20 protein-coding genes are annotated in these 22,329 nt (G+C 62.4%); 7 read left to right on the top strand and 13 right to left on the bottom strand.

Annotated elements, in window-relative coordinates:
* Nucleotides 1-433: 433 nt before the first annotated feature.
* On the bottom strand, nucleotides 434-1,633 hold the full coding sequence (locus AEQU_RS08985; protein ID WP_022740614.1) for a competence protein CoiA family protein: 1,200 nt from the start codon (nucleotides 1,631-1,633) through the stop codon (nucleotides 434-436).
* Between the two features lies 1 nt (nucleotide 1,634).
* On the bottom strand, nucleotides 1,635-2,351 hold the full coding sequence (locus tag AEQU_RS08990; RefSeq protein ID WP_244874821.1) for a TetR/AcrR family transcriptional regulator: 717 nt from the start codon (nucleotides 2,349-2,351) through the stop codon (nucleotides 1,635-1,637).
* 136 nt (nucleotides 2,352-2,487) lie between these two features.
* Between AEQU_RS08990 and AEQU_RS08995 the strand changes: the two genes are divergently transcribed.
* Both AEQU_RS08995 and AEQU_RS09000 read left to right on the top strand, forming a co-directional pair.
* Nucleotides 2,488-3,450: a DUF5692 family protein gene (locus tag AEQU_RS08995; protein WP_022740616.1), complete on the top strand. Its 963-nt coding sequence runs from the start codon at nucleotides 2,488-2,490 to the stop codon at nucleotides 3,448-3,450.
* Nucleotides 3,451-3,768: 318 nt separating this feature from the next.
* Entirely contained in the window at nucleotides 3,769-4,251 is a 483-nt protein-coding gene (locus AEQU_RS09000) for a peptide-methionine (S)-S-oxide reductase (RefSeq protein WP_022740617.1), read from the top strand.
* Between the two features lie 25 nt (nucleotides 4,252-4,276).
* Here AEQU_RS09000 and AEQU_RS09005 read toward each other — a convergent pair whose 3' ends face one another.
* From AEQU_RS09005 to AEQU_RS09020, 4 genes are all read right to left on the bottom strand, one after another.
* A complete protein-coding gene (locus AEQU_RS09005) occupies nucleotides 4,277-4,948 on the bottom strand; it encodes a Fic family protein (RefSeq protein ID WP_022740618.1) in 672 nt (223 codons plus the stop codon).
* A gap of 86 nt (nucleotides 4,949-5,034) precedes the next feature.
* Complete coding sequence (gene guaA / locus AEQU_RS09010; RefSeq protein ID WP_022740619.1) at nucleotides 5,035-6,639, bottom strand: glutamine-hydrolyzing GMP synthase; 1,605 nt, start codon at nucleotides 6,637-6,639, stop codon at nucleotides 5,035-5,037.
* Between the two features lie 182 nt (nucleotides 6,640-6,821).
* Nucleotides 6,822-7,697, bottom strand: coding sequence for a tyrosine-protein phosphatase (locus AEQU_RS09015; protein WP_022740620.1), 876 nt, complete (start codon nucleotides 7,695-7,697; stop codon nucleotides 6,822-6,824).
* A gap of 174 nt (nucleotides 7,698-7,871) precedes the next feature.
* The gene (locus AEQU_RS09020) at nucleotides 7,872-8,249 is read right to left on the bottom strand and encodes a sulfurtransferase (protein ID WP_022740621.1); all 378 of its coding nucleotides are present in this window, start codon (nucleotides 8,247-8,249) and stop codon (nucleotides 7,872-7,874) included.
* 308 nt (nucleotides 8,250-8,557) lie between these two features.
* On the opposite strand from AEQU_RS09020, the gene AEQU_RS09025 reads away from it, so the two are divergent.
* The 5 genes from AEQU_RS09025 (at nucleotide 8,558) to AEQU_RS09045 (ending at nucleotide 13,758) form a co-directional block, all read left to right on the top strand.
* Nucleotides 8,558-8,962 (top strand): ArsR/SmtB family transcription factor, encoded by a 405-nt coding sequence (locus AEQU_RS09025; RefSeq protein WP_022740622.1) that lies wholly within the window; start codon nucleotides 8,558-8,560, stop codon nucleotides 8,960-8,962.
* A gap of 70 nt (nucleotides 8,963-9,032) precedes the next feature.
* Complete coding sequence (locus AEQU_RS09030; protein ID WP_022740623.1) at nucleotides 9,033-9,260, top strand: cation transporter; 228 nt, start codon at nucleotides 9,033-9,035, stop codon at nucleotides 9,258-9,260.
* An 8-nt stretch (nucleotides 9,261-9,268) separates the two neighbouring features.
* A complete protein-coding gene (locus tag AEQU_RS09035) occupies nucleotides 9,269-11,296 on the top strand; it encodes a heavy metal translocating P-type ATPase (RefSeq protein WP_022740624.1) in 2,028 nt (675 codons plus the stop codon).
* A gap of 211 nt (nucleotides 11,297-11,507) precedes the next feature.
* A complete protein-coding gene (locus AEQU_RS09040) occupies nucleotides 11,508-12,758 on the top strand; it encodes a baeRF8 domain-containing protein (RefSeq protein ID WP_022740625.1) in 1,251 nt (416 codons plus the stop codon).
* An 82-nt stretch (nucleotides 12,759-12,840) separates the two neighbouring features.
* On the top strand, nucleotides 12,841-13,758 hold the full coding sequence (locus tag AEQU_RS09045) for a patatin-like phospholipase family protein (protein ID WP_022740626.1): 918 nt from the start codon (nucleotides 12,841-12,843) through the stop codon (nucleotides 13,756-13,758).
* A gap of 242 nt (nucleotides 13,759-14,000) precedes the next feature.
* Here the strand turns inward: AEQU_RS09045 and rplL are convergent, their stop codons facing one another.
* The 7 genes from rplL to AEQU_RS09085 form a co-directional block, all read right to left on the bottom strand.
* Nucleotides 14,001-14,378, bottom strand: a complete 378-nt coding sequence (gene rplL / locus AEQU_RS09050) for a 50S ribosomal protein L7/L12 (protein ID WP_022740627.1) — start codon at nucleotides 14,376-14,378, stop codon at nucleotides 14,001-14,003.
* Nucleotides 14,379-14,469: 91 nt separating this feature from the next.
* Complete coding sequence (rplJ, locus tag AEQU_RS09055) at nucleotides 14,470-14,991, bottom strand: 50S ribosomal protein L10 (protein WP_022740628.1); 522 nt, start codon at nucleotides 14,989-14,991, stop codon at nucleotides 14,470-14,472.
* Nucleotides 14,992-15,398: 407 nt separating this feature from the next.
* On the bottom strand, nucleotides 15,399-16,856 hold the full coding sequence (locus tag AEQU_RS09060; RefSeq protein ID WP_022740629.1) for a helix-turn-helix transcriptional regulator: 1,458 nt from the start codon (nucleotides 16,854-16,856) through the stop codon (nucleotides 15,399-15,401).
* A gap of 432 nt (nucleotides 16,857-17,288) precedes the next feature.
* On the bottom strand, nucleotides 17,289-18,917 hold the full coding sequence (locus AEQU_RS09065) for an FAD-binding protein (protein WP_041714671.1): 1,629 nt from the start codon (nucleotides 18,915-18,917) through the stop codon (nucleotides 17,289-17,291).
* Nucleotides 18,918-19,207: 290 nt separating this feature from the next.
* Entirely contained in the window at nucleotides 19,208-21,403 is a 2,196-nt protein-coding gene (locus AEQU_RS09070; RefSeq protein WP_022740631.1) for a hypothetical protein, read from the bottom strand.
* A 173-nt stretch (nucleotides 21,404-21,576) separates the two neighbouring features.
* Complete coding sequence (locus AEQU_RS09080) at nucleotides 21,577-21,984, bottom strand: type II toxin-antitoxin system VapC family toxin (RefSeq protein ID WP_022740632.1); 408 nt, start codon at nucleotides 21,982-21,984, stop codon at nucleotides 21,577-21,579.
* A 9-nt stretch (nucleotides 21,985-21,993) separates the two neighbouring features.
* Nucleotides 21,994-22,227 (bottom strand): hypothetical protein, encoded by a 234-nt coding sequence (locus AEQU_RS09085; RefSeq protein WP_022740633.1) that lies wholly within the window; start codon nucleotides 22,225-22,227, stop codon nucleotides 21,994-21,996.
* Nucleotides 22,228-22,329 lie beyond the last annotated feature (102 nt).

Consider the following 22,329-nt stretch of genomic DNA (forward strand, 5'->3'; position numbering starts at 1 on the left):
ATTATGATTGCAGAAGTCAAGACTGAGAGCTGCCGTAACTTAAGAAACATTGATGTGCGGCTTGATGTCCTTTTCCAAGACCGCGCACCGCTCCGGATGAAATCGCCTCCAATGAAAAATGGACCCTGCCGTAATGGCATAGACGCCCATACTGGAGCATCAGAAAATACGTCGCATATTCATCTATAGGAATGCAAGGCGACGTAAGCTGACGAGCTATTTGACGAGCTATTAGAGCTATTGAGGACAAAGCGATATTGCCGAGCAGAGCAACGTTGAAGCCACCGGCCTCATCACAGGACCCATCGCGAAACAAAAGATCAAAATAGAGAGCAAGCGCACCTACACACGTCAAGAAAATCGAATTGGTGCGTACGGCGTATGCACTTTTGAGATAGTGCGAAGCTGATTTTTAATTGCGCAACAGCTGTTCCTATCCATACAACCCGGCGACATGCGAAAAACCCGCTAGCTTCACCACTATTTCCGACTGCCCAGCGCATTCAAAACATATCCCGCGATTCCAGACACAGCCAGTGTCGCCGACGGCGAACTCGTCGGCTGGACCCACTTTGCCGCATTTCTCGCACCGATACCATCGTTTGCCGCCCAGGCCTCTTGCCGGCCTCCTCACATCGTCCACGATGGGGGCCATTATTTCGCGGGCACGATCCATGTCGCTGAGGGCCTTCTGGCGACGCGCTTCATCTCTTATCGACCTCCCCTGCACGGGATGCGCTTCTTCCCAAGCCTCGCGCGCTGCCTCCCTCTCTGCTGCTGCCTTTGCCGCCTGAGCCAGCTGCGCCCGTTCTTTTTCGGCCCTCTTGGCGGCCGCCAGGCGCACCTTCTCTCGCCTCGCCTGATCGATGACGGCTTTTCGTTCCTTCTCTGCATCTGCTTTTTGTCTTTCTTCTTTCTTGCGCTGCGCATAGAGTGCCCACGCCCGATCGCCAAGCTCCTTCGCCTTGGCATTCCACGCCCATTCCAGATGCCGCTGGCGCCTCCCAGACAACAGCTCCTCCATGACCTCTTTGCTTTGGATCCTGACCGCAAGCTCTTCGCGGTCGTAGTGTTTTCCTTCCAAGGTCTTCATCGAACGCATCAAGCTGCGAAGGCCAATCCTGACGATTCCCCGGCACTCTTTTCTAAGACTCGCGATTTGCTCGCCGTCGAGAACGTGCACCAGCTCGGGAACGAACACGTATCGGGCATTGCCGCGGGATGTTCGGATCTCTAAGGCAATGGCTGGGGCTTTTCTGCCTTCCACCTCAATTTTCTCCGCACAGCACACCGGTAGTTCCATACCCTCGGAAACCTTTTCAGGAAGATGCGTTCCTGGCGCCTCGTAGGCCAGCTCCGGAAACCAGACGCGCCCACGTTCTCTTATGACCTCCAGGGCCAATTCGGCCAGCAGGTATTCAGCCGACCATGCGCACGTGCCGCCGATATGGGCGAAATGGTGGATCTTCTTCTTGCCGTTGTTGCGAGCGATGAGTGGCTGGCCGCACCCCGGATCAGGGCACACGCACCCGCACGCCTTCCCGTTCGGAGCATCGTCCACATGGACGAGCTCGCCAGTCGTCACACTTCTACCGTAGAGAATCGGCAGGCTCTCACCCCAGACATCGCTCATCTTATCCCTCCCCCTTCCCAATCGGCGCCATGTCGAGGCGCAGGGTTTGCTCTATCACTTTCATGAGGACGTCGTCTTCTATCTGGGGATTCATCTTCACGAGGCCCACCAAGCCGAATATCACGACGCAGAACATCTCGCGCACCAGCTCGATCTCAATCCGATGATAGGCCGCGTACTCCTTCGCGATGTGGTTCGCCAGGCAGTCCGCCGTCTCGCGCGTAGCGCGCACGTCGAAGGCGTCCCGCACGCCCAGCTCCTCCAGCACGCCTATCATCGGGCGCGGACGTCCCGTCCCGTCGTAGAGCGAGTACCGAAACGTCCGGATGCACTTCTTCAGCGATCCCGACGTGTCGCCGAAGACCCTCGCCTCGTTCCACACGATCACGCTTTCGACCAAGTCTTCCACGTAGTCGTCGATGACCGCCTCAATCAACCCGTTGCGGTTCGCGAAGTGGTAGTAGATAAGCTCGCGGGTGACGTTCGCCTCCTTCGCGATGGACGCGATGGAGGTCGCCCGCACCCCTCTCAGCTCGAAGAGCTTGCGCGCCGTGGCCACAATCGCGCCCGGCGTGTCGGTCAGGCGCCGCGATTCCTTCAGGTCGCGGCGCCTCTCCCGTACGCAGCCGGCCGCCTGCAGCGGCGTCATCTTCCCATAGTCGTGCACCATCGTCATCCCCTGGAACGCCCCGTCTCTTCTCCGCGAAATGTCCTGCACAAATCATAGCCTTTTGTGAAAAATTGCGATACCGGCATTTGCTAGACTTCAAACAAACCGACCCGTACACGGGCGCATCGCAAGCCGCATTCCCGCTTCTGAAACGCGCGGGCACATGCCGACGAAAGGAGACCCCATGGGCATCCTCTATCAAGCAGCCGATCCGATTTACTGGGTCATTTGGCTCTTCGTTCTCTTCTCCCTGATGGCCTTCAACGAGCTGGGGCGCGTCAAGCTGTGGTGCGGGCTCGCCCTGTTCGCGGTCGTGCCGATTGCGCTCACCCTGTTCGTGTGGCCCGTAACCGCCGCCCCCGGCAACGAGTACGGCACAGGCACCTGGTTCAACTGGGTGAAGACCTATTCCGCGCTGGCAGGGTGCCTCGGGTTCATCGCCCTGCGCTTCGTGAAATGGCGCGGCAAGGACGGCAAGACCCACTACCTGTACGAGAAGCGCTGGGCGCTGTGCTTCCCGCCGCTCATCCTGGCGATCAACATCGCCGAGGCGGTCATCCGCGATTTTCAGGTGTTCAGCTTCGGGCTGTGGCAGGGCGGCGTCGTCGAGAACCTCTGGACGATATCGGGCCCGTGGAACATCATGAACGGCATCGCGGGCATTTTGAACATCCTCACCATCTGCGGTTGGTTCGGCATTTTCATTTCGAAGGATCCCTCGAAGGACATGATCTGGCCGGACATGATCTGGGCCTGGATCATCGCCTACGACCTTTGGAACTTCGCCTACACCTACAACTGCATCTCGGACCACTCCGCCTACTGCGGCCTGGCGCTGCTTCTGGCCTGCACCATCCCGACGTTCTTCATCAAGCGCGGCGCGTGGCTGCAGCACCGGGCGCAGACGCTGGCGCTCTGGATCATGTTCGTGATGACGGTGCCCCAGTTCGCCGACGTGCTCGCCCCCATCCCGACCACGCACAACCCCACGGCGTTCTTCGTGGTGAGCCTGATTGCGCTGGCATCGAACATGGCGCTGGCGGCCTACCAGCTCTATCGCATCCGCAAGCTGAAGCTGAACCCGCTGAAGGACCAGATCTACGCCGGCACGAAGACTTACCAACGCATCGCGGAGGAGAACGAGTAGGAGGGACGCGGATACTAAGGCCACCAAAGCCATCGCGTTTCCCGAGGGCACGATCCACGCCATCTCGCATGGCACCGGGGTCGTGCCCTTCGTAATTCTCTCCAGGGGGTGCGTTCCAGGCACCACATAGGGCAACCCCGGAAAACAGCTATCTGTCGGCAACAGATGCGGGGCACTTGGCCGTCGCCGCAAGCTTCTCCGGCAGTCTAACGACACTTTATCGCGATAATTAGTCGTTAGAAAGTGAACAGCTGCGCTAACGACACATTCCTATCGTTAGCGCAGCTGGCTCGCACGTGTATTTCAGGAGGCCGACGCATGCAGACGATATACTTTGCCGGTGGGTGTCTGTGGGGCGTGCAGGCGTTCGTCAAGACGCTGCCCGGGGTCGTCGCCACGGAGGCGGGGCGGGCGAACGGGGCCGGCGATAGCCTCGAGGGGCCCTACGACGGGTACGCCGAGTGCGTCAAGGTGACGTTCGACGAGGGCCACGTGACCGTGACCGAGCTGATGGGCTACTTCTTCGAGATCATCGACCCCTACAGCGTGAACCGGCAGGGCGCCGACGTCGGCGAGAAGTACCGCACCGGCGTCTACAGCGAGGATCCCTCCCACCTGCGTGAGGCGGAGGCCTACATCTGGGCGAGGCCCGACCGCGACCGGATCCGCGTCGAGGTGCTGCTGCTTGCCCGCTACGTCCCGAGCGCCGAGGAGCACCAAGACCACCTGGACAAGTTCCCCAACGACTATTGCCACATCCCCAGGGAGCTCATGACGAAGTACCTTCAGAAGGTGGAATAGCTTTCTCCACTTGTGCCAAACGCTGCTATAGCTCGGCAAATCTTTCCATACGCTCGGTCTCCGCCTCAGACAGGCGGCGCAGCATGGCGGCCAGGCCGTCGTAGTCGCTGCGCGCCAGCAAGTCCATGTAGGCGGCGCGCTCTTCCACGGGGATCACTACCGGAGCGAGACCGGCTCGCATGAGCCCGCGGTTTACGAGGATGCGACCCGTCCGCCCGTTGCCATCTTCGAAGGGATGAATTCTCTCGAAGCGGATATGGAAGCGGGCCTCGCGCAGGAAGGGGTCTCCTCCCTCGTCGTGGTTGTACTCGTACACGAGCTGCATCATGAGCTGGTTCACTTGATTGGCGGCCGGCGGCAGGTGCTCCGCCCCGCGAATGATCACCTGGCCGTGACGATAGTCGTCGATGCCGCTTATGTTGCGGTTGATATCCCGCGCTATGGCCTTGACGAGCCGCTCCGAAAGAGGGTCGTCCATATTTTCCGATGCCGTGGCCAGGGCGTACTTGTGGTTGATCGCCTCGTACAGCTCGCGAGCCGTAGCCGTCACCTTCAGAGTATTGTCGTTCCAGAGGATGGCATAGGTCTCGGCAAAGGACAGCGTGCTGCCCTCGATGGCGTTCGAGTGGTATGTGCTGCGCGTCACGTAGTCTTCGAAATAGGCCTGGTGATCACGCATGAATTGCAGGACATCCACGGGGCGCTCCTCATAATGAAGCGGGCGCCCTCGCTGTAGAGAGCGCCCGCCAGGATGATCAAGCATCGGAGGGAAGAAGGGAACCTCTACTCCCACTCGATCGTTGCGGGCGGTTTGCTGGTGATATCATACACCACGCGGTTCACGCCGGGGACTTCGGCTACGATGCGGCCGGAGATGCGGGCTAGGACGTCGTAGGGCAGGCGAGCCCAGTCGGCGGTCATGGCGTCGGAGCTCTCTACGGCACGCAGGATGACCGGGCGGGCGTAGGTGCGCTCGTCGCCCATGACGCCAACGGACTTGATGTCGGGCAGTACGGCGAAGTACTGCCAGACGCTGTGCTCGCTGTTGCGCTCGCCCGTCTCGGCGAACAGGCGCTCGTTGTAGGCGTCCAGCTCCTCGCGGACGATGGCGTCGGCGTTCTTCAGGATGTTCAATTTCTCGGCGTCCACGTCGCCGATGATGCGGATGGCCAGACCCGGCCCCGGGAAGGGCTGGCGGTGCACGATGTAGTCGGGCAGCCCCAGCGCCGTGCCCAGCGCGCGCACCTCGTCTTTGAAGAAGTGGTCCAAAGGCTCGATCAGATCGAAATGCACGCCCTCGGGAAACGGAATCAAATTATGATGCGACTTGATGGTGCTCGCCTTCCCGCCGGTCTTGCGTGCGCCGCTCTCGATGATGTCGGGGTAGATGGTGCCCTGGGCCAGGTACTTCACCGGCCGACCGTCCTGGGCCAAGTCCTCCGCCACGGCGAAGAACTCCTTCCAGAACTGCGTGCCGATGATGCGGCGCTTCTCCTCCGGGTCGGTCACGCCGGCCAGAAGCTCCAGATAGCGCTCCTCGGCGTGCACATGGATGAAGTCCACGTCGAACTGCTTCGTGAACACCTCTTCCACTTCCTCGGGCTCGCCCTTGCGCAGAAAGCCGTGGTTCACGAACACGCAGGTCAGCTGCTTGCCGATGGCGCGGGCGCACAACGCCGCCACCACCGATGAGTCCACGCCGCCCGAAAGGCCTAAAACGACGCGGTCGTCCCCCACTTCGGCGCAGATGGCCTCGATGGAGTCGTCGATGATGGAGTCCATAGTCCAATCGGGCTCAAGCTCGCATACGCCGAACAAGAAGTTGCGCAGCATGGTCTGGCCGAACTCAGTGTGGCGCACCTCGGGGTGGAACTGCGTGGCGAACAGGCGCCGCTCGGGGTATTCCATGGACGCCACCGGGCACACCTCGGTGCGCGACGTGATGGAGAAGCCCTCGGGCACGCGGCTCACGGCGTCGCGGTGGCTCATCCACACGGTCTGCTCGCCGGGGGTGCCGTCGAACAGCGCCGACTCGCCCGCCCGCGTGATGACTGCCGGGCCGTACTCGCCCTTCTCGGTGTGGCCCACTTCCCCGCCGAGCGCCACGGCCATGGCCTGCTGCCCGTAGCAGAAGCCGAGCACGGGAATGCCCAGGGCGAGGATCTCCGGGTCGATGGAAGGGGCGTCCTCCGCGTACACCGACGCCGGACCGCCGGACAGGATGATGGCCGCGGGCGCGATGGCTCGCACCTCCTCGGCCGTGATGTCGCAGGGCACGATTTCGGAATACACGTGCGAATCGCGCACGCGACGGGCGATGAGCTGCCCGTACTGGGCACCGAAATCGACGACGATGACTTTCTGTTCCGGGGTAGCGGACTCGGCCACAATGCCTCCTTGGGTCGCGAAATGTTCGAGGGCGATTTTACACCTCCCCGCGCGCAGAGGTATTTCTGCGAGGTAAAATGTCGAGAAAGTGCGGAATGGATGGAGGATAGGGAGATTAGGGCAGACCAAGGTCTGCCCCTACGGGCGGACAAGCGAGATGGCGGGATGCAGCGCCGGATGACCTACCGGAGATACTTCGCCCGCAGGGCCTGGCGCTTCTCGGGGCCGAAATCCAGGGCCTCGGCGAGGTAGGCATCGAAGGAGCCGTAGTTGGCGTTCACCGCCGCCAAGGCGCAATCGTAGTAGTCGTTGTAGGCGTAGAACAGCGAGTCGATGTCCGCATCGAGCCCCTTCATGAGACCCAGCTTCTTGCTGATGGCGTCGACGATCCCCTCGGCGCGGTTGCGCGCGAACAAATTCGTGGCCAGGTAATCGGCGCGCACGTAGGCCTCGGGCACCCCGAGCGCCCGCTCCACGATAACCGCGCCCAGGCCAGCCCGGTCCTTGCCCTCGGAGCAGTGCCACAGATACGCCCCGCCGTCGCCTTCCAAAAGCACCTCGAGAAACGACGTGTAGGCCTGCCGCCCCGCGTCGTCCAGCAAAATCTGGGGGTACATGCTTCGCACCAGCTCGTGAGGACTGGCGTTGTAGCTGGCGAAGGTCTTCAAGTCCTGGGCCACGCCCGCGCCGTGGGTAATGCCGATAGTCTCGCCGGACAGCGCCGGGAAGTCGTAGAACACCACGCCTTCCATAAGCTCGCGGGGGTCGGGCTCCTTGTCGCGCTCGAGCTGGGTGCGGAAATCGATGACGCCGGCCAGGTCGTAGTCGCCCACAAGCCGCGCCAGGTCCTGCTCGCTCGCCTTGTGAAGGCACCCGCTGCGGATGAGTTTCGCCGGCGCGATGCGGCGCCCATCGGCCGCCGGCATGCCGCCCAAATCGCGCGTGTTGTGCAGCCCTTCGAAGGGGATGTGCCCGAATTCGGGGAACCCGGGGATGGGGTCGGGCATATCCAACGGCGAGGACTCTTCCTCGTCGACGCGCTTCTCTTCCGTGGTCATGGCGGCCTCCTGTCTCGGCGAGCGCGGGATGCGCCCGCATCGATATCTCCCGCTTATGGTAGAGCAGCGAAGGGCCGCCCGCTACAAGCAGACGGCCCTTGTCATCGTTTCGTCGCGACGAACGCGCCGACATCGGCAGCGTCGAACGCTCGGCCGCAGGTCTTCGCGCTCTCCCTAGGACGCCTTCGCGAAGGCGACCGACGAGGCCTCCACAGGACGCGCCGAATCGCGCATCCAGTCGTTCATGCTGCCGGCATACAGATACAGCTTGCTGTAACCCACCGACGCCAGGTAATCGCAGGCGATCTTGGCGTGCACGCCCATCTGGCAGTACACAATGACCGCGTCCTCGGGGAAAATGCCGTTGTCCTGGAACATCTCGGCCAGCTCCTCGGCCGGATCGTCCGAGGCGGCGGCCACATCGAGCCGAATATTGATAGCCGAGGGAATATGGGCCGTGTCATAGCGCAGCGGCGGTCGCACGTCCACGATGGGCATGCGTCCTATCTCGCGCTTCACGAAGTCGGCATCGACGATTTGGTAAGCCTTCATTGCAACACCTTTCAGATTCGCATCGGGCGCGATGGGACAGCCATCCGCGCCTTCTTCCCCGCCTCGTATCAATGATTGGGAGATAGCCGGATCGTGTACGAGACAAAGGCATGCGACACTGCGTCCTATCGCGTTTTCTGCCTTCAATGGTAGCTTTGACACGCCTTCCGATGGCGACGGAGCCGTTACGCTTCCCCTTCCGTTGCTCTTCCAAACGAAATCTTTTATTCCTCCCCTTGACAGATCGGTGGCGGTGCCTATACTTATGAACAGTTGCTCATATGTTTAATAGTTTGCAAGGAGTCAAGATGGACGAACCGACAGCCATAGAGAAAGAAGCCGGCAAAATCGTGGAAGGCGCCTGCGCGTCGCTGGAGGCTTGCCCCTGCGGCTGCAATCGCGAGGCCACGGCCAATCTGTTCGCAGAGATGCCCGACGAGGAGCTGCTGTTCGACGTTGCTGACCTGTTCAAGGCCTTCTCCGACACCACCCGCATCAAAATCCTGTTCGCGCTCATGGGCGGCGGCCTGTCCGTCGGCGACATCACTGCCGTCGTCGGCTGCACCCAAAGCGCCGTGAGCCACCAGCTGCGCACGCTGAAGCAGGCGCGCCTCGTGAAGGCCACCCGCGACGGCAAAAACGTCATCTACGCCCTGTCCGACGACCACGTCTACACCATGCTCGCCCAGGGCATGACCCACGTGTGCGAGTAACCCTGTCCCCCTTGCGATTCACCGAACCGCCCGCCACTATCGAGTGGGAACAACATTGAAAGGAACCATCATGCGCAAGTCATTCAAACTGGAGAACCTCGATTGCGCCAACTGCGCCGCGAAAATGGAAGCCGGCATAAACGCGTTGCCCGGCGTGAACAAAGCATCCATCAGCTTCATGACGAGCAAGCTGACGATCGACGCGGACGCCGCCGACGCGGAGGCCCTAGCCGCCATCGTCGACGCCGCCCAGTCCGTCTGCACCAGCTACGAAAAAGACTGCCGCATCGTCCGTTAGGATTCCCCATGAACCCGAAGCAGAAGAAACTCCTCACCCGCATCATCGTCGCCCTCGCGCTGTTCGTCGCCATTGAAGTGGCGGCCCAGACCGAAGCGCTTGCCGCCACCTTTGGCACGCCCGGCGATGTGTACGCCGAGTTCGCGCTGTTCCTCATCCCCTACCTCATCGCCGGCTACGACGTCATCGCCGGCGCGCTGCGAGGCCTTGTGCACGGGCACGCGCTGGACGAGGACTTCCTCATGACCGTGGCCACCTTCGGCGCGTTTGCGCTGGTGCTGTTCCCCGACACCGAGCCGCACATGGCCGAAGGCGCGGCCGTGATGCTGTTCTTCCAGGTGGGCGAGCTATTCCAAAGCTACGCCGTGGACAAGTCGCGCCAGTCCATCGCGGACATGATGGATATCGCGCCCGAGTACGCGAACGTCATGGAGGAGGGCAAGCTGAAGCAGGTGGATCCCTTCGAGCTCGCCCCCGATGACGAGTTCATCGTCATGCCCGGCGAGCGCATCCCGCTTGACGGCACGGTGCTGACCGGCGAAAGCCAAATCGACACGGCGGCGCTCACCGGCGAGTCGGTGCCCCGCACGGCGCGCCCAGGCGACGAGGTCATCTCCGGCTGCGTGAACCTGACGGCCAAACTCGTCGTACGCGCCACCAAGCCCTTCGAGGACTCCACGGTAAGCCGCATCTTGGAATTGGTGGAAAACGCCGCCGAGAAGAAGGCGCGCACCGAGAACTTCATCACTCGCTTCGCCCGCGTGTACACCCCCATCGTCGTGGGCGTGGCCGCTGTACTCGCCATCGTGCCTCCGCTGTTGTTCGGCGGTCAGTGGTCCGACTGGATCTTGCGCGGACTCACCTTCCTCGTGGTGTCGTGCCCCTGCGCACTGGTCATCTCCGTACCGCTGTCGTTCTTCGGCGGCATCGGCGGGGCATCACGCCTCGGCATTCTGGTGAAGGGGTCGAACTACCTGGAGGCCCTGGGCTCCACCGAAACCGTCGTGTTCGACAAGACTGGAACCTTGACCGACGGCACCTTCTCCGTGACCGAGCTCATCGGCGCCCCTGGCGTAAGCGAGGCCGAGCTTGCCGACATCGCCGCCGCAGCCGAGACGTTCTCCACCCATCCCATCGCGCAATCGGTGCGGGCCTATCGCGACTCCCTGACGACCGACGCGCGACCGGACAGCGACAACGACGCGAATCTGGCGCAACCGGACAGCGACTCCACCACGACCGGCGCGCGACCGGACAGCGGCTCCATCACAACCGCCGAGCGGGTGCGCGACGTCCGCGAGATCAGCGGCCAGGGCGTGGAAGCGGTCGTGGACGGACGAAACGTGCTCGTGGGCAACGGTAAGCTCATGGCGGCCCATGACATCGCCTTCACGGCCACCGACGTGCCAGGCACCGTGCTCTACGTGGCCGCCGACGGCACCTACCTGGGCGCCATCGTCATCGCCGACACCGTGAAGCCCGACGCCGCCCGCGCCATCGCCGATTTGCGCGCGGCCGGCGTGAAGAAGACCGTCATGCTCACGGGCGACCGCACACCCGTGGCCCGGGCCGTCGCCGCCGAACTCGGCATCGACGAGGTGCACGCCGAGCTGCTTCCCCAAGACAAGGTGGCCGAGGTGGAGGCGCTTCTCGCCCAAACCGAGCGCGACACCAATGGCAAGGGCAAGCTCGCCTTCGTGGGCGATGGCATCAACGACGCACCCGTGCTCACCCGCGCCGACATCGGCATCGCCATGGGCGCCATGGGCTCGGACGCCGCCATCGAGGCCGCCGACATCGTGCTCATGAACGACGACCCCGACGACATCGCCCGCGCCATTCACCTGGCGCGGCGCACCATGGGCATCGTCTGGCAGAACATCGTGTTTGCCCTGGGCGTCAAGTTTGCCGTGCTGGTGCTGGCCGCCTTCGGCATCGCCAACATGTGGATGGCCGTCTTCGCCGACGTGGGCGTGGCCGTCATCGCCATCTTGAATGCCATGCGCGCCATGAACGTGAAGCGCTATCTCGACTAAAGGCGACTAAAGGCGAGCGGCTAAATCAACTTTAAACTGCATTTCGGCAACCGCCCGTTCACAGGCTGGCTCATAGCCCCCGATTTTCCTCGTCGGGGGCTATGCTCTTTTCAGCACATCAGTTGCACCACGCGCCGTCGCCTTCCAACCGCAACGGCACGGCGACACTGCTGCGCGCACTTTGTGTTCCCGACCACTTTGGAGGTTCGTCATGAAAGACGAGAAGGAGACCTTGCGGAAGACCGCCGATAGCATTCACGTGATGGAGGACTTCGATCCGGCCATCCTCGCTGATGTGACCGCGCCCGTCGTGTCGCTCTATATTCCCGTGCACCATACCGAGCGCGAGGAGCGCCGCGACATCTGGGATCGCGACATGTTCAAGGATCTGATGAAGGACGCCGAGCGCACCCTGGCGGAAAGCTACGACAAGGACGCCTATAAGGGCATTGTGGAAAAGGCCGACTACCTGCTGGCGCATCCGGACATGCCGCTTTGGCTGCATGCCGGCGAGGGTCTGGGCTTCCTCATGAACAACGACGACATCTACGTGTACAACCTGTTCTTCGCCCCCGATCCCATGGTGGCCGCCGGCGACACCTACTTCGTCAAGCCGCTTTTGCGCAACTTCCAGTACGGCACCGAGTACTATGTGCTGGAACTGGGCAACGACCGCTTCAGCTGGGTGAAGGGCGACCGCACCCATGTGGAGCGCCAGCAGCTGCCGCAGGAAGTGCACGACTTCTTCAGCGAGCTGTTCGCCAACAGCGACGACATCGCCGCCGACGCCCGCAAGGGCGAGAAGGGCGCGCTGGACTACATCTCGCTGGAGGGCCACATGGGCCAGTACCACGACCATCAGTCCCGCAACGAGGTGAAGAAGGACGACGCCCTGCCGTGGTTCCGCTACGTGAACCAGGCCGTGAACGACTACCTCGTGCGCGATGACGCCACCCCCATCATCCTGTGCTGCGACGAGGAGTACGAGCACGCCTTCCGCAAGCTCTCCACGCTGCGCCACCTCCTGCCTGTCGGCATCAAGAAGGATCCCGCCGGCCTCGACGGCAAGGCGCTTCTGGAAGAGTCGCTGGCGGTGATGGACGGCATCCGCGATGCGAACATCAAGGAAGTCGCTGAGAAGTTCGGCGCCGACGCGGCCCATGGCAAGGCCTCGGACGACTTCGACGCCATCGGCATGGCGCTGGCCGAGCGCCGCGTGGGAGCGCTGTTCCTCGTGAAGGGCAAGATCCTCCCCGGCGGCTTCGACATCAACACCGGTACCGTCACCTTCGACGGCGATCCGAACCCGGTCGATGACGGCTACATCGACCCGGCCGCGCCCGACATCACCGACGCCTTCGCCCAGGCGGCACTGGCTCAGGACACCCACATCTACATCGTCGAGCAGAACCAGATGCCCACCGACCAGCCCGTCGCCGCCCTGTTCCGCTACGCGGAGTAACGTCCGCGGCGGCGCGACAAATAGCTATACTGAAAGGGAGCTCTTACGGGCTCCCTTTTCTCATGCCCTTAAAGGAGCTTCCATGACCGACCCCGCCCAACTCGCCGACCTCGCCATCAACCAGCCCGATGTGGCGCTCATCTTCGAGGGCGGCGGCATGCGCAACAGCTACACGGCGCCCATGGTGGTGGAGCTGCTCGCGCGCAACCTGAACTTCGGGTGCGTCTACGGCATCTCGGCCGGATCCAGCCATACGGTGAACTATCTGGTGCGCGACGCCACCCGTGCCCGCGCCTCGTTCGTCGAGCTGGTGAAGTACCCACGCTTCGGCGGCTGGGGCAGCTTCTTGCGGGGCACCGGCTACTTCAACAGCCCCTACCTTTACGAGGAGCTGATCGAAAACGCGCCCGCCGACGACCCCATGGCCTTCGACTGGGGCACCTTCGCCACCAACCCGGCCGATATGCACATCGAGGCCATGGATTGGGACACCGGCGAGACCGTCGCCTGGACCCGCGCCGATGTGAAGGACGCCCACGACCTGGGACTGAAAGTGCGTGCATCGTCCACCATGCCCCTTTTCATGCCGCCCACCACCATCGACGGGCACACCTACATGGACGGCGGCATGGGAGATAGCTGGGGCATCCTGCTGAATGCCGCCCGCGCCGACGGCTACGAGCGTTTCTGCATCATCCGCACCCAACCGCGCGGCTACCGCAAGCACGCCATGAGCCGGGGCGCCCAGGCGCTCTTCCGCTCGGCCTTCCGCAAGCATCCCATCGTGGCCGAGCGCACCATCGCACGCTGGCAGCCCTACAACGAGCTCTGCGACGAGATAGAGCAATTGGAAAAGACAGGCGCCGCTTGGGTCTTCTACCCCGACACCATGGACGTCACCAACAAGACCACCGACTACGACGCCCTCGTTCGCTCCTACGAAACCGGCCTCGCCCAAGCCCAGCGCGACATCGAGTCGTTGGAAGCGTGGCTTGGCTAAAGCCCGAAATGAGCAAAATACCCCCTTTCTCGTAGCCTTTAGAAAGGGCTAGAGTGGATCGAACTCGCTCTACCTGGGAAAACGCAAAGAACTGTACCCGTTCTGCTTCTTACAATTACGAGAAGTGGGTCTTTTTGCTCAAAATCGGCAGTCGAACTTTGGGCAGACCAAAAAGGGACCCCGCTCGAAAGCGGGGTCCTTGCAACCGAATCGGTTGGGAGAAGCTTTTCGCGAAAGCGAATTTACTTCAGGGTCACAGCGGCGCCGGCCTCTTCCAGCTTGCCCTTGATCTCCTCGGCCTTCTCCTTGTTCACGCCCTCGGCGACAGCCTTCGGAGCGCCCTCGACGACCTCCTTGGCCTCCTTCAGGCCCAGGCCGGTGATCTCGCGGACAACCTTGATGACGGCGATCTTGTTGTCGCCGAAGCCCTCGAGCACGACGTCGAAGTCGGACTTCTCCTCGGCGGCAGCGCCACCCTCAGCCGGAGCGGCGGCGGCCACGGCCACCGGAGCGGCGGCGGACACGCCAAAGGTCTCCTCGATGTCCTTCACGAGCTCGGAAGCCTCGAGCAGGGACATCTCCTTCAAAGCCTCAATGATCTCTTCACGAGTAACAGCCATGTTAGTTTCCTTTCAAAGGGGGCCGGCACCTCTTCGCGCCGACCGTCATTTCTTCTTGCGTTACGCGGCCCGTCTCAGGCCGCCCGAGCTGTTAGGCAGCTTCCTTCTGCTCGGCCACGGCCTTGACGACCTGGGCCAAACCGCGCGGCACACCGTTGATGGTGGTAGCCAGACCGCGAGCGACGCCGGAGATGGCACCGGCGATCTGAGCCATGAGCTGCTCGCGAGAGGGCAGAGAAGCGATAGCCTCCACCTCTGCGGCCGACACGGCAGCGCCTTCCATCAGGCCGCCCTTGATCTCAAGGTTCTCGTTGGCCTTGGCGAAGGTCTTCAGGGCCTTAGCCGATGCGGCCGCGTCGTTGCCGGAGAACACGAACGCGCTGGGGCCGGCGAGCATATCGTCGAGCGTCGGCAGTTCGGCCTCGGCAAGCGCCAGGTGAACCAGCGTGTTCTTGTAGACCTTCAGCACCGAGCCGGTCTCGCGAATGTCGCGGCGCAGCTGCTGCATCTCCTTCACGGTGAGACCGCGGTAATCCACGACCCACATGGCGGAAACGCCGTCGAGATCCTCCTTGATGCTGGCGAGCATCTCCTTGTTCTGAGCGTTGGGCATGTTGTACGTACACCTCCTTCTCAAGCTTATCCGGGTTCCGCACCTTGGTGGGTGGGCCGCAAGCCTGAGAAGCGAAAACGGCCCCCGCCCATAAGACGGAGGCCGCACGTATTCACGGAAGCGAATCTGTCGACCACCTCGGCGGGCCGCTTGCGCGATTAAACCGAGCCGTTGCGCCGGGTGTCGCCCCTTTCGGAACGCCCCGCAGGCGGTTGCAGACTCGGTACCTGCTGTCTTAAGTAGCGGAACATATCTGTTCGTTGCACTGCCCACCTTTGGGCAGCTCGTCTATTCTAGAGCGAATCCCGCCCGTGTCAACGGGTTTTTCTCCCCTCTTCAAAAAACCCGCGCGAGCGGCATGCCCGAATGGCATTCTTTGGATGCGCTATGGGCGCCTTAGGGGTGCGCTACGAGGGCACGCCCAGCAGCTCGAAGAGCTCCTTGCGGGAATTGATGCCCATCTTCTCGTAAATATGGCGCGTGTGCGCTTTGAAGGTACCCTCGGCGATGAACAGCTCCTGCTGGATGACGCGCCCGGTCTTCCCCTCGGCCAGAAGCGCCAGCACCTCCTGTTCGCGGGGGCTCAGCCGGTAGGTGGCCGACAGCTCCTCCACCCGCTGGCCCACGCGCTCTTCCTCGGCCGTGCGCTCGATAAGACCGCCCTCTTCCAGAATGTCCACGCCCCACTTGCTCGCCAGCTCTTTCTCCGAGAACAGCAGCACCGTGGCCGCCAAAATGAGCACCGACACGATAATCGTCACCACAAAGTCCTGAGTGGCCGCAGGCAACCCCGCTTGCGCAAGCAGCCCCGGAACCTCGCCGCCGACCACTTGAAAAAGTTGTTCGGCGTTCTTGATCGCCATGAAGACCACGATGGCAACGCCAAGCCGTCGGGAAATATCATAGAGCAACAGCACCACGAGGAACGACATGAGCGAGTAGCTGATGGCGATGAGATAGCTTGACGCCGCCGCACCGAGCAAGCTTTGGGCCGGCACCAAAAGAAAGCCGCACACCATGAGCACCACAGGCGACCGGTACAGAAGCCCGATGTTAAACCGGCGCGAGGCGAAGTAGGCCGTGAGGAACAGCACCGCCATGAGGATGAACGTGGAAAGCGACGAATGTCGACCCGCGCCCCACGCCAGCTGGTTCGCGCGCATGCCATAGGCGAAGGCGTACAGGCCGTACAGCACGAACAGCTTCCACGGATAGGAGAACTTCGGCACACCCCGCTTGGGTCGTTCAGCCGCGGGAATCCGCTCATAAGCTCCATGCAGATACAGCGAGGCAAGCACGGGAAGCGCCACTAAAGCCGCACTCGCTTGCCACACGCCCATGCCCTGGCAGAAGAACGTGATGACAACCCCAAGCAGCATAGCCCCCGACAGAAACAGGAAAATCCGCAGCAGACTAAACGAGCATAGAACCTCAGCAGCCAACAGCAAAAAGAGGCCGTATCCCACCCCCGCAGCAAGCGAGCCTCCCACCATCAGAGAAAACGACGCTTCGGGCACCCACGGGGCCAAGACTACGGCAATCGAAGCCGCGAGCATGCACCCGAACGACACGAACTTCATCATGCGATTCTCGTTGAGGGGAATGAAGCGGCGGAACAGCAGCACCAGCAAGATGCTCACGACAATATAGGCAAGATCGAAGGTGAAATGAGTGTCGAACGACCAAGGAATCGCCGCTGCGACCGCAGCGCCTCCCGCAGCGCCTCCCGCAGGGCCGCCAATCGCCCCGGCACTTGCCCCCGTGAAGGTCAACGTCGCCCAAGCGCGGGCGCACCCGTAAGCCATCACATAACGGCGCCCGCCCCGCAAAAGCGCCCGGCGATCTTCCACGTTTTCATTTTTCACGCTCGCAGCCCCTTTGCAACCCTTGCGTCAATCTTACCCGCCCATTATGGCAGAAATTTCGAGTTGTTAGACATGCCCCTGCTCACGCTTGAACCAAACTATCGCTTTTCGCCTTTCAAAAGGCAGAAACGCCTCTTTCGAGTTCCTCTTTCGCTGAAATCAGGCTGCCTTCAGGGAGCAAATGTCTAACAACTCGAAATTTTCCCCGGAAAAGATGCCCCGCATTTTCCGGAAAGCCCCGACTCAAAGCAAGCCCCGCCTCTTCCATGTTCCCGGCCCGACGGAAACAGCAAAGCCGACGCCCGGTGAGGGGCGTCGGCTCAGAGGGAGGGTACGGAAAACTCGATGCGGGACATACGAGCACGAGAACCCGGGGGTGGCCCCCGAAAGCTCAGGCAGTCGAGTCCCGCAATTCCCGCCGAATCCTGCGACCTACAGGCCGGCGACGTAGCGGCCCGTGGCGAAACCGGTGGTGATGGCGCGGCCCACCGACAGGCCCTCGATGTCCATCGGGTAGTTGCTGTTGCCGAAGAAGGGACCGGAGGCGTTGCCGACGGCGAACAGGCCCTCGATCGGCTTCATGTCGACGTCCAGGCACTGGAAGTTGCCGTCGCACCACAGGCCGTCCACCAAAGCGTCGATGTTGTTCGCGCCGCGCGGCACCGCGTAGCAGGGGGCCTCGATCGGCACCATGTACTCGTCGCGCTTGCCGAAGTCCTCGTCGCCGTTGCCGGCAGCCACCAGCTCGTTGTAGCGGTTGATGGACTCGACGATGGCCTCCACGGTGTAGTCGTGGGCCCAACCCTCTTCGTCGGCGTAAGCGATCATGCCCTCGGCCAGCTCCTCCAGCGTGTCGCCCTTGATCCAAGCCTCGGGATCGACGTTGCGGTAGGCGTTGTGGATGGAGATGTCGGAGAAGTCCTTCCAGGCATCGTAGTGCTCCTCCCAGTTCGTGGGCACGATGGAGAAGAACTTGGCGGCCGTGGACTCAGCGAAATCGACTTCGGCCAGGTACTTGTTGGTGAACTCGTTCAGGTAGCCCATGCGGCAGCAGCCCTCGTCCATGAAGCGCTTGCCATGACGGTCGAGGAACAAATACGGCATCTCGAAGCGCACCTTCGGGCCCTCGCCGTGCACCATCTTGGTGTGCGAGGCCGGGCACATCTGGGCGCCGGCCCACATGGCGGCCTTCAGGCCCGTTCCGTTGCGGAAATCGACGGCCTGATGCAGGCCCTTCGCGTCGGGGGTGTAGTAGTACAGCATCTCGGAATCGCCCACATAGTCGCCGGCGGCCATGATGACGCCCTTGTTAGCGCGCAGCAGCACGTGAGTGCCGTCCTTGGTCTCGCCGATGGCACCCGCCACGCGACCGTCCTCCACGAGCAGCTGCACGCAGGGGGTCTCGAAGAAGATCTCGGCGCCCTCGGCCTGCACGGCGTCGCCGATGACGAGCGCGCCCTTCTGATGGCCCTCGTCATGGAAGTAGGTGTTGGCGTGGAAGAACACCTCATGACCGTTGCAGTTCACCGTGTAGTCGTAGGGCTTCGACTCGCTGCCGCCCTTGGCCGCGGCCTCGGCCCACCAGGCCAGCGCCTCCTGGGAGTTGCGGGCCCAGGTCTCTACCTGGCCCAGGTTGGCGCGGTAGTCGCTCTTGTAGTTGATGAAGGACAGCACCGCCTTGATGCCGGCCTCGTTCGTCTTCGTCAGATCGATGGAAGCGCCCATGTTGCCGGCGGTCTGCACGATGGAGAGGCTCTGCAGCGCGCCCACCGTGGCACCCGCCTCCAGCGCGGCGTGCATGGCGGAAAGCCCCGACTCGCCCGCGCCGACGACCACGACGTCGTAGGTGTGCTCCTCATCGAACTCGGTGATTTCGGCCGGCTTCTGCAAAAAGCTCGGGCCCACGTAGGTAGATCCGTCCTCGGCAGCGGCGGCGCCCGTGCTCGCCATCTTCTGCTGGGGAGCGCAGCCTGCAAGCGCGCCGGCGCCGGCAGCGGTGATGGCGGCCAGACCGCCGAACTTGAACAGGTCGCGGCGAGAAACATTCATTCCGTTGGTCATGATGGGTCCCTTTCCCTCACTCGTGACGCCGAGCTTCTCTGAAAGCTCGGTTGCAGCGTCCGTGCTGCGTTGGTTTGCGGAGAAGCTTTTCGCTTCGCCGCCGCAGCTCCCTCGCTGCACCACGCACTATGGACGCCTTGGCAAATCCACGCATCGACCAAGCGGGAAAAAGAAGTTTAAAGCTTTAAACCCTCCTATAAACCTTCATGTTGAACTGGGAAAACAAGAAGCGAGCGAGATTACTCTCGCTCGCTTTAAACCCTGAGAATTACGTTGATCCCGAAGCGCCCCTAGGCCACTTTCTCGGTGTCCTCGCCAGAAGCAACGTCGGCAGGCGTCTGGGCGGCCCCGTTATCCTGCACCACGTCGTCCTCGGGCTCGCCGGAGGCGTTCTCGTCGCCGGTCCGAGCCTCGCCAGTCGCGGCCGCACCATCACCGGAAGCGCCCGCGGCGTCCTCGGTCGCCGGCGCCTTGCCGCCCTCGCCCAGGATCTCGTAGGCCGGGCTCACGTTGGAGCCGGCGGCTTCCACGTACGTGAAGTTGATCTCGTCGCCCACCTTGTAGCCGACGATGTCCAACAGCCCCGGCAGCGCGAAATCGAAGATGGAGCCGTCCTCCCCTTCCACGGTCAGGTAGAAGTGGGTGTTGCCCTCGATGACCGCCTGATTCATGGAGCGGATGGTGCCCTTCACCGTCACTACGTCGGTCGCACCGTCTCCACTCTCAGCCACGACACCGTTGGTGGCGAGCAGCGCCTCGTAGGCCTTCTGGGTGTCGGCCACCGTATCGCCCACGGCCACGTTCTGGTAGCGCTGGATGTCGATCATGGCGAACTTCTTCACCAGGCCCGCGCCGTCCTTCAGGGCCATGAAGTAGGTCGGCTGGTTCGACACGTTGATGAGCAGCGGGAACGTGGAGGTGTAGCGCAAGTTCTGCACCTGGCCCTCGGCGGACTGCATGGCAGAGTCCTCCGTGGCGCCCGAGACGCTGTAGAAGTGCGACTCCTGGGTGCGCTGGTTCACCAGCACGAAGCCGATGATGGAGTTGTCGGCCGTGGCAGAGGTGACGCCGGTGTACACCCACACGTCGTCGTCCTTGGCGATGTAGTTGTAGCCCAGCGTGCCATCGGTGCCGGGCGTCGTGCGCACCACGCCCTCCTGACCGAGGAACGAGTTCAGCCAGCCGTTGTTGTAGGCGCCCCACCAGTTGTACTGCTGGATGAGCAGCTCAGCGGGGAACACGCGGTCGACCCACTCGGGGCAATCGGCCACAGCGAGATCCTGGGTCTCGCCGGTGGTGGCGTCGCACAGCACCACGCGGCTGATGGTCTCGCCACCGAAGAGGCCAATGGTGAAGTCCTTCACGGGACAGATCCACCAGGGGTGGCCGTCCTCATCGATTTCAAAGGACTTCTCGCCGAACATATAGAAGGGATAGGACAGCTGCACGTGGCGGTCGATGTTGCGCACGAGCGGCTCGGACTGCGAGTAATAGATGGGGCTGTCCTCCAGACGCACGATCTCGGCGTCCTGGGTGGTCATGTTCACGAGCGCGTAGGCCGGGATGCCGCCCTCGCGGTTGGTGAACCACTTGAACAGGTCGGCGTAACCCAAGGGGCTCACGCGCACCGGCGTCCCCTGGTAGTTGATCTGCGAGTACAGGTTCGACACCTCGAACTGGCTGACGTACTCGGGGATGGAGCCCATCTCGCGGTTGCCCAGCAAAATGGCGGAATCGCGGTCGATGACGGGAATCTCCGAATAGTTCACTTCCTTGATGTCCTGGGCAAACTCCAGCGTGTCGGTCTTCAGCACGTTGGAGTACTTCTCGGCGTTGCCCGGGAAGATCGCCATGGACATAAGGGCGCCGATGGCCACGAGCGCCACCACCGCCACGGGCACGAAGGACAGAATGCGGAAGGTCTTCGCCTTGCCCTCGTTTTTCGTCACTTCTTTGGTGCCCGTCTTGTACTGCTTGGAGCGCATCCAGAAAACGAGGAACAGCGGCAGCAGGATAACGATGAAGACGAAACCCCAGAAGTCCGTGGAGTGAATGTTGATGGCCGGATGGAACCACCAGTAGGCACCGGCAATGACGAGCAGCGCCAGCACGATGATGAGCGCCAGCCATTTCTTAGAAGGCAGGTGGAAGTCGTTGGCGAGGAACTCGAAATCGACCGTAGGGCCACCATGGCCGCCATCGCCGCCGTCACCGGAGCCGGAGCCGCCATGGCCGCGACCGCCGCCGCTGCCCGCACCCCCGAACCCGCCGAAGCCTCCGAAGGGAAAGCCGCCGAAGCCGCCCACACCGCCGCGCGAGCCCGACGCTCCCGCGCCGGCGCCCGAGCCAGAGCCCGAGCCGGAGCCCGGCGTCTGCGGCCCGGACGATGCCGCGCCCGACGCGCCGGCGCCCGAGCCCACGCCATCGGTGTTCATGCCCGACTGGCGCAGCGCCTCAAGCAGCGAATCCAAACCAGATTGTGCCACGTAACTCATCCTCTCTTATCGGCCGCAGCGCACCGCGCGGCGACCTCGTCCTGGGGCCCCGTTGGCCCCGTAGAAGGTTTCGTGACACTATACAGGAAGGCCCCGCGCCAACACCCAACCCGTCAAATACCCGAAAGAAAACCACGGGCCTGAAGATTTTCTTCACTGCGACCTTAAAAGTCTACCTCTGCCCACGACTCTAGAAGCAGTCCCTCGACGCGTCGGAACTCCCTCGTGTTGTTCGAAACGAGCGTCGCGCCATGGGCAAGGGCCGTTGCGGCAATCAGCAGATCGTTCGGCCCGATCATGCAACCGCGCCGCTTCAAGTCGGCCCGGACTCGCGCGTAGCAGGCGGCGCACCGGGAATCGAAGGGAATGATGTGCAGCGGCGACAAGAGGCTCTCTACAAAATAGCGGCCCTCTTCGGGATTGTTACTGTTCTCGGCCCCGTACAGCAGCTCGGCCTCGACGATAGCCGGCACGCCGAACAGATCCGGCGAGCTTTTCCGCATGATCTCCTGGGCCCGCGGCAGATGCCCCCGCATGATCTCGATGCACACATCGGAGTCGAAGAAATACATGACGGCCCCTTACGCGAACAGAACGATCTCGTCGAGGTCTCCCTCTTCCTCGGGGACGACGAACGTCGGATCCTTCAGACAGCCGTAGACGTTATCCCAGTAGCCTGACGGCCAGCCGCGCCCTTCCCCACTCTCGCGAATGAGCCCCGTCACGTACCTCGACATCGACTGATGCGCCCGAGACGACTTCTCGCGCAGCATTTCCATGGTCGGCTCATCCAGATACAAAGACAACTGCGGCATAGCGCACCTCCTTTATACTTGCAATCCAAGTATACTTGCAGCTATACTTGCTGTCAAACCCGAAGAAACAGGAAAAGCTGTCGACGCATCGCCGCATCGACA

Source organism: Adlercreutzia equolifaciens DSM 19450 (genome assembly GCF_000478885.1).
Classification (GTDB): Bacteria; Actinomycetota; Coriobacteriia; order Coriobacteriales; family Eggerthellaceae; genus Adlercreutzia; species Adlercreutzia equolifaciens.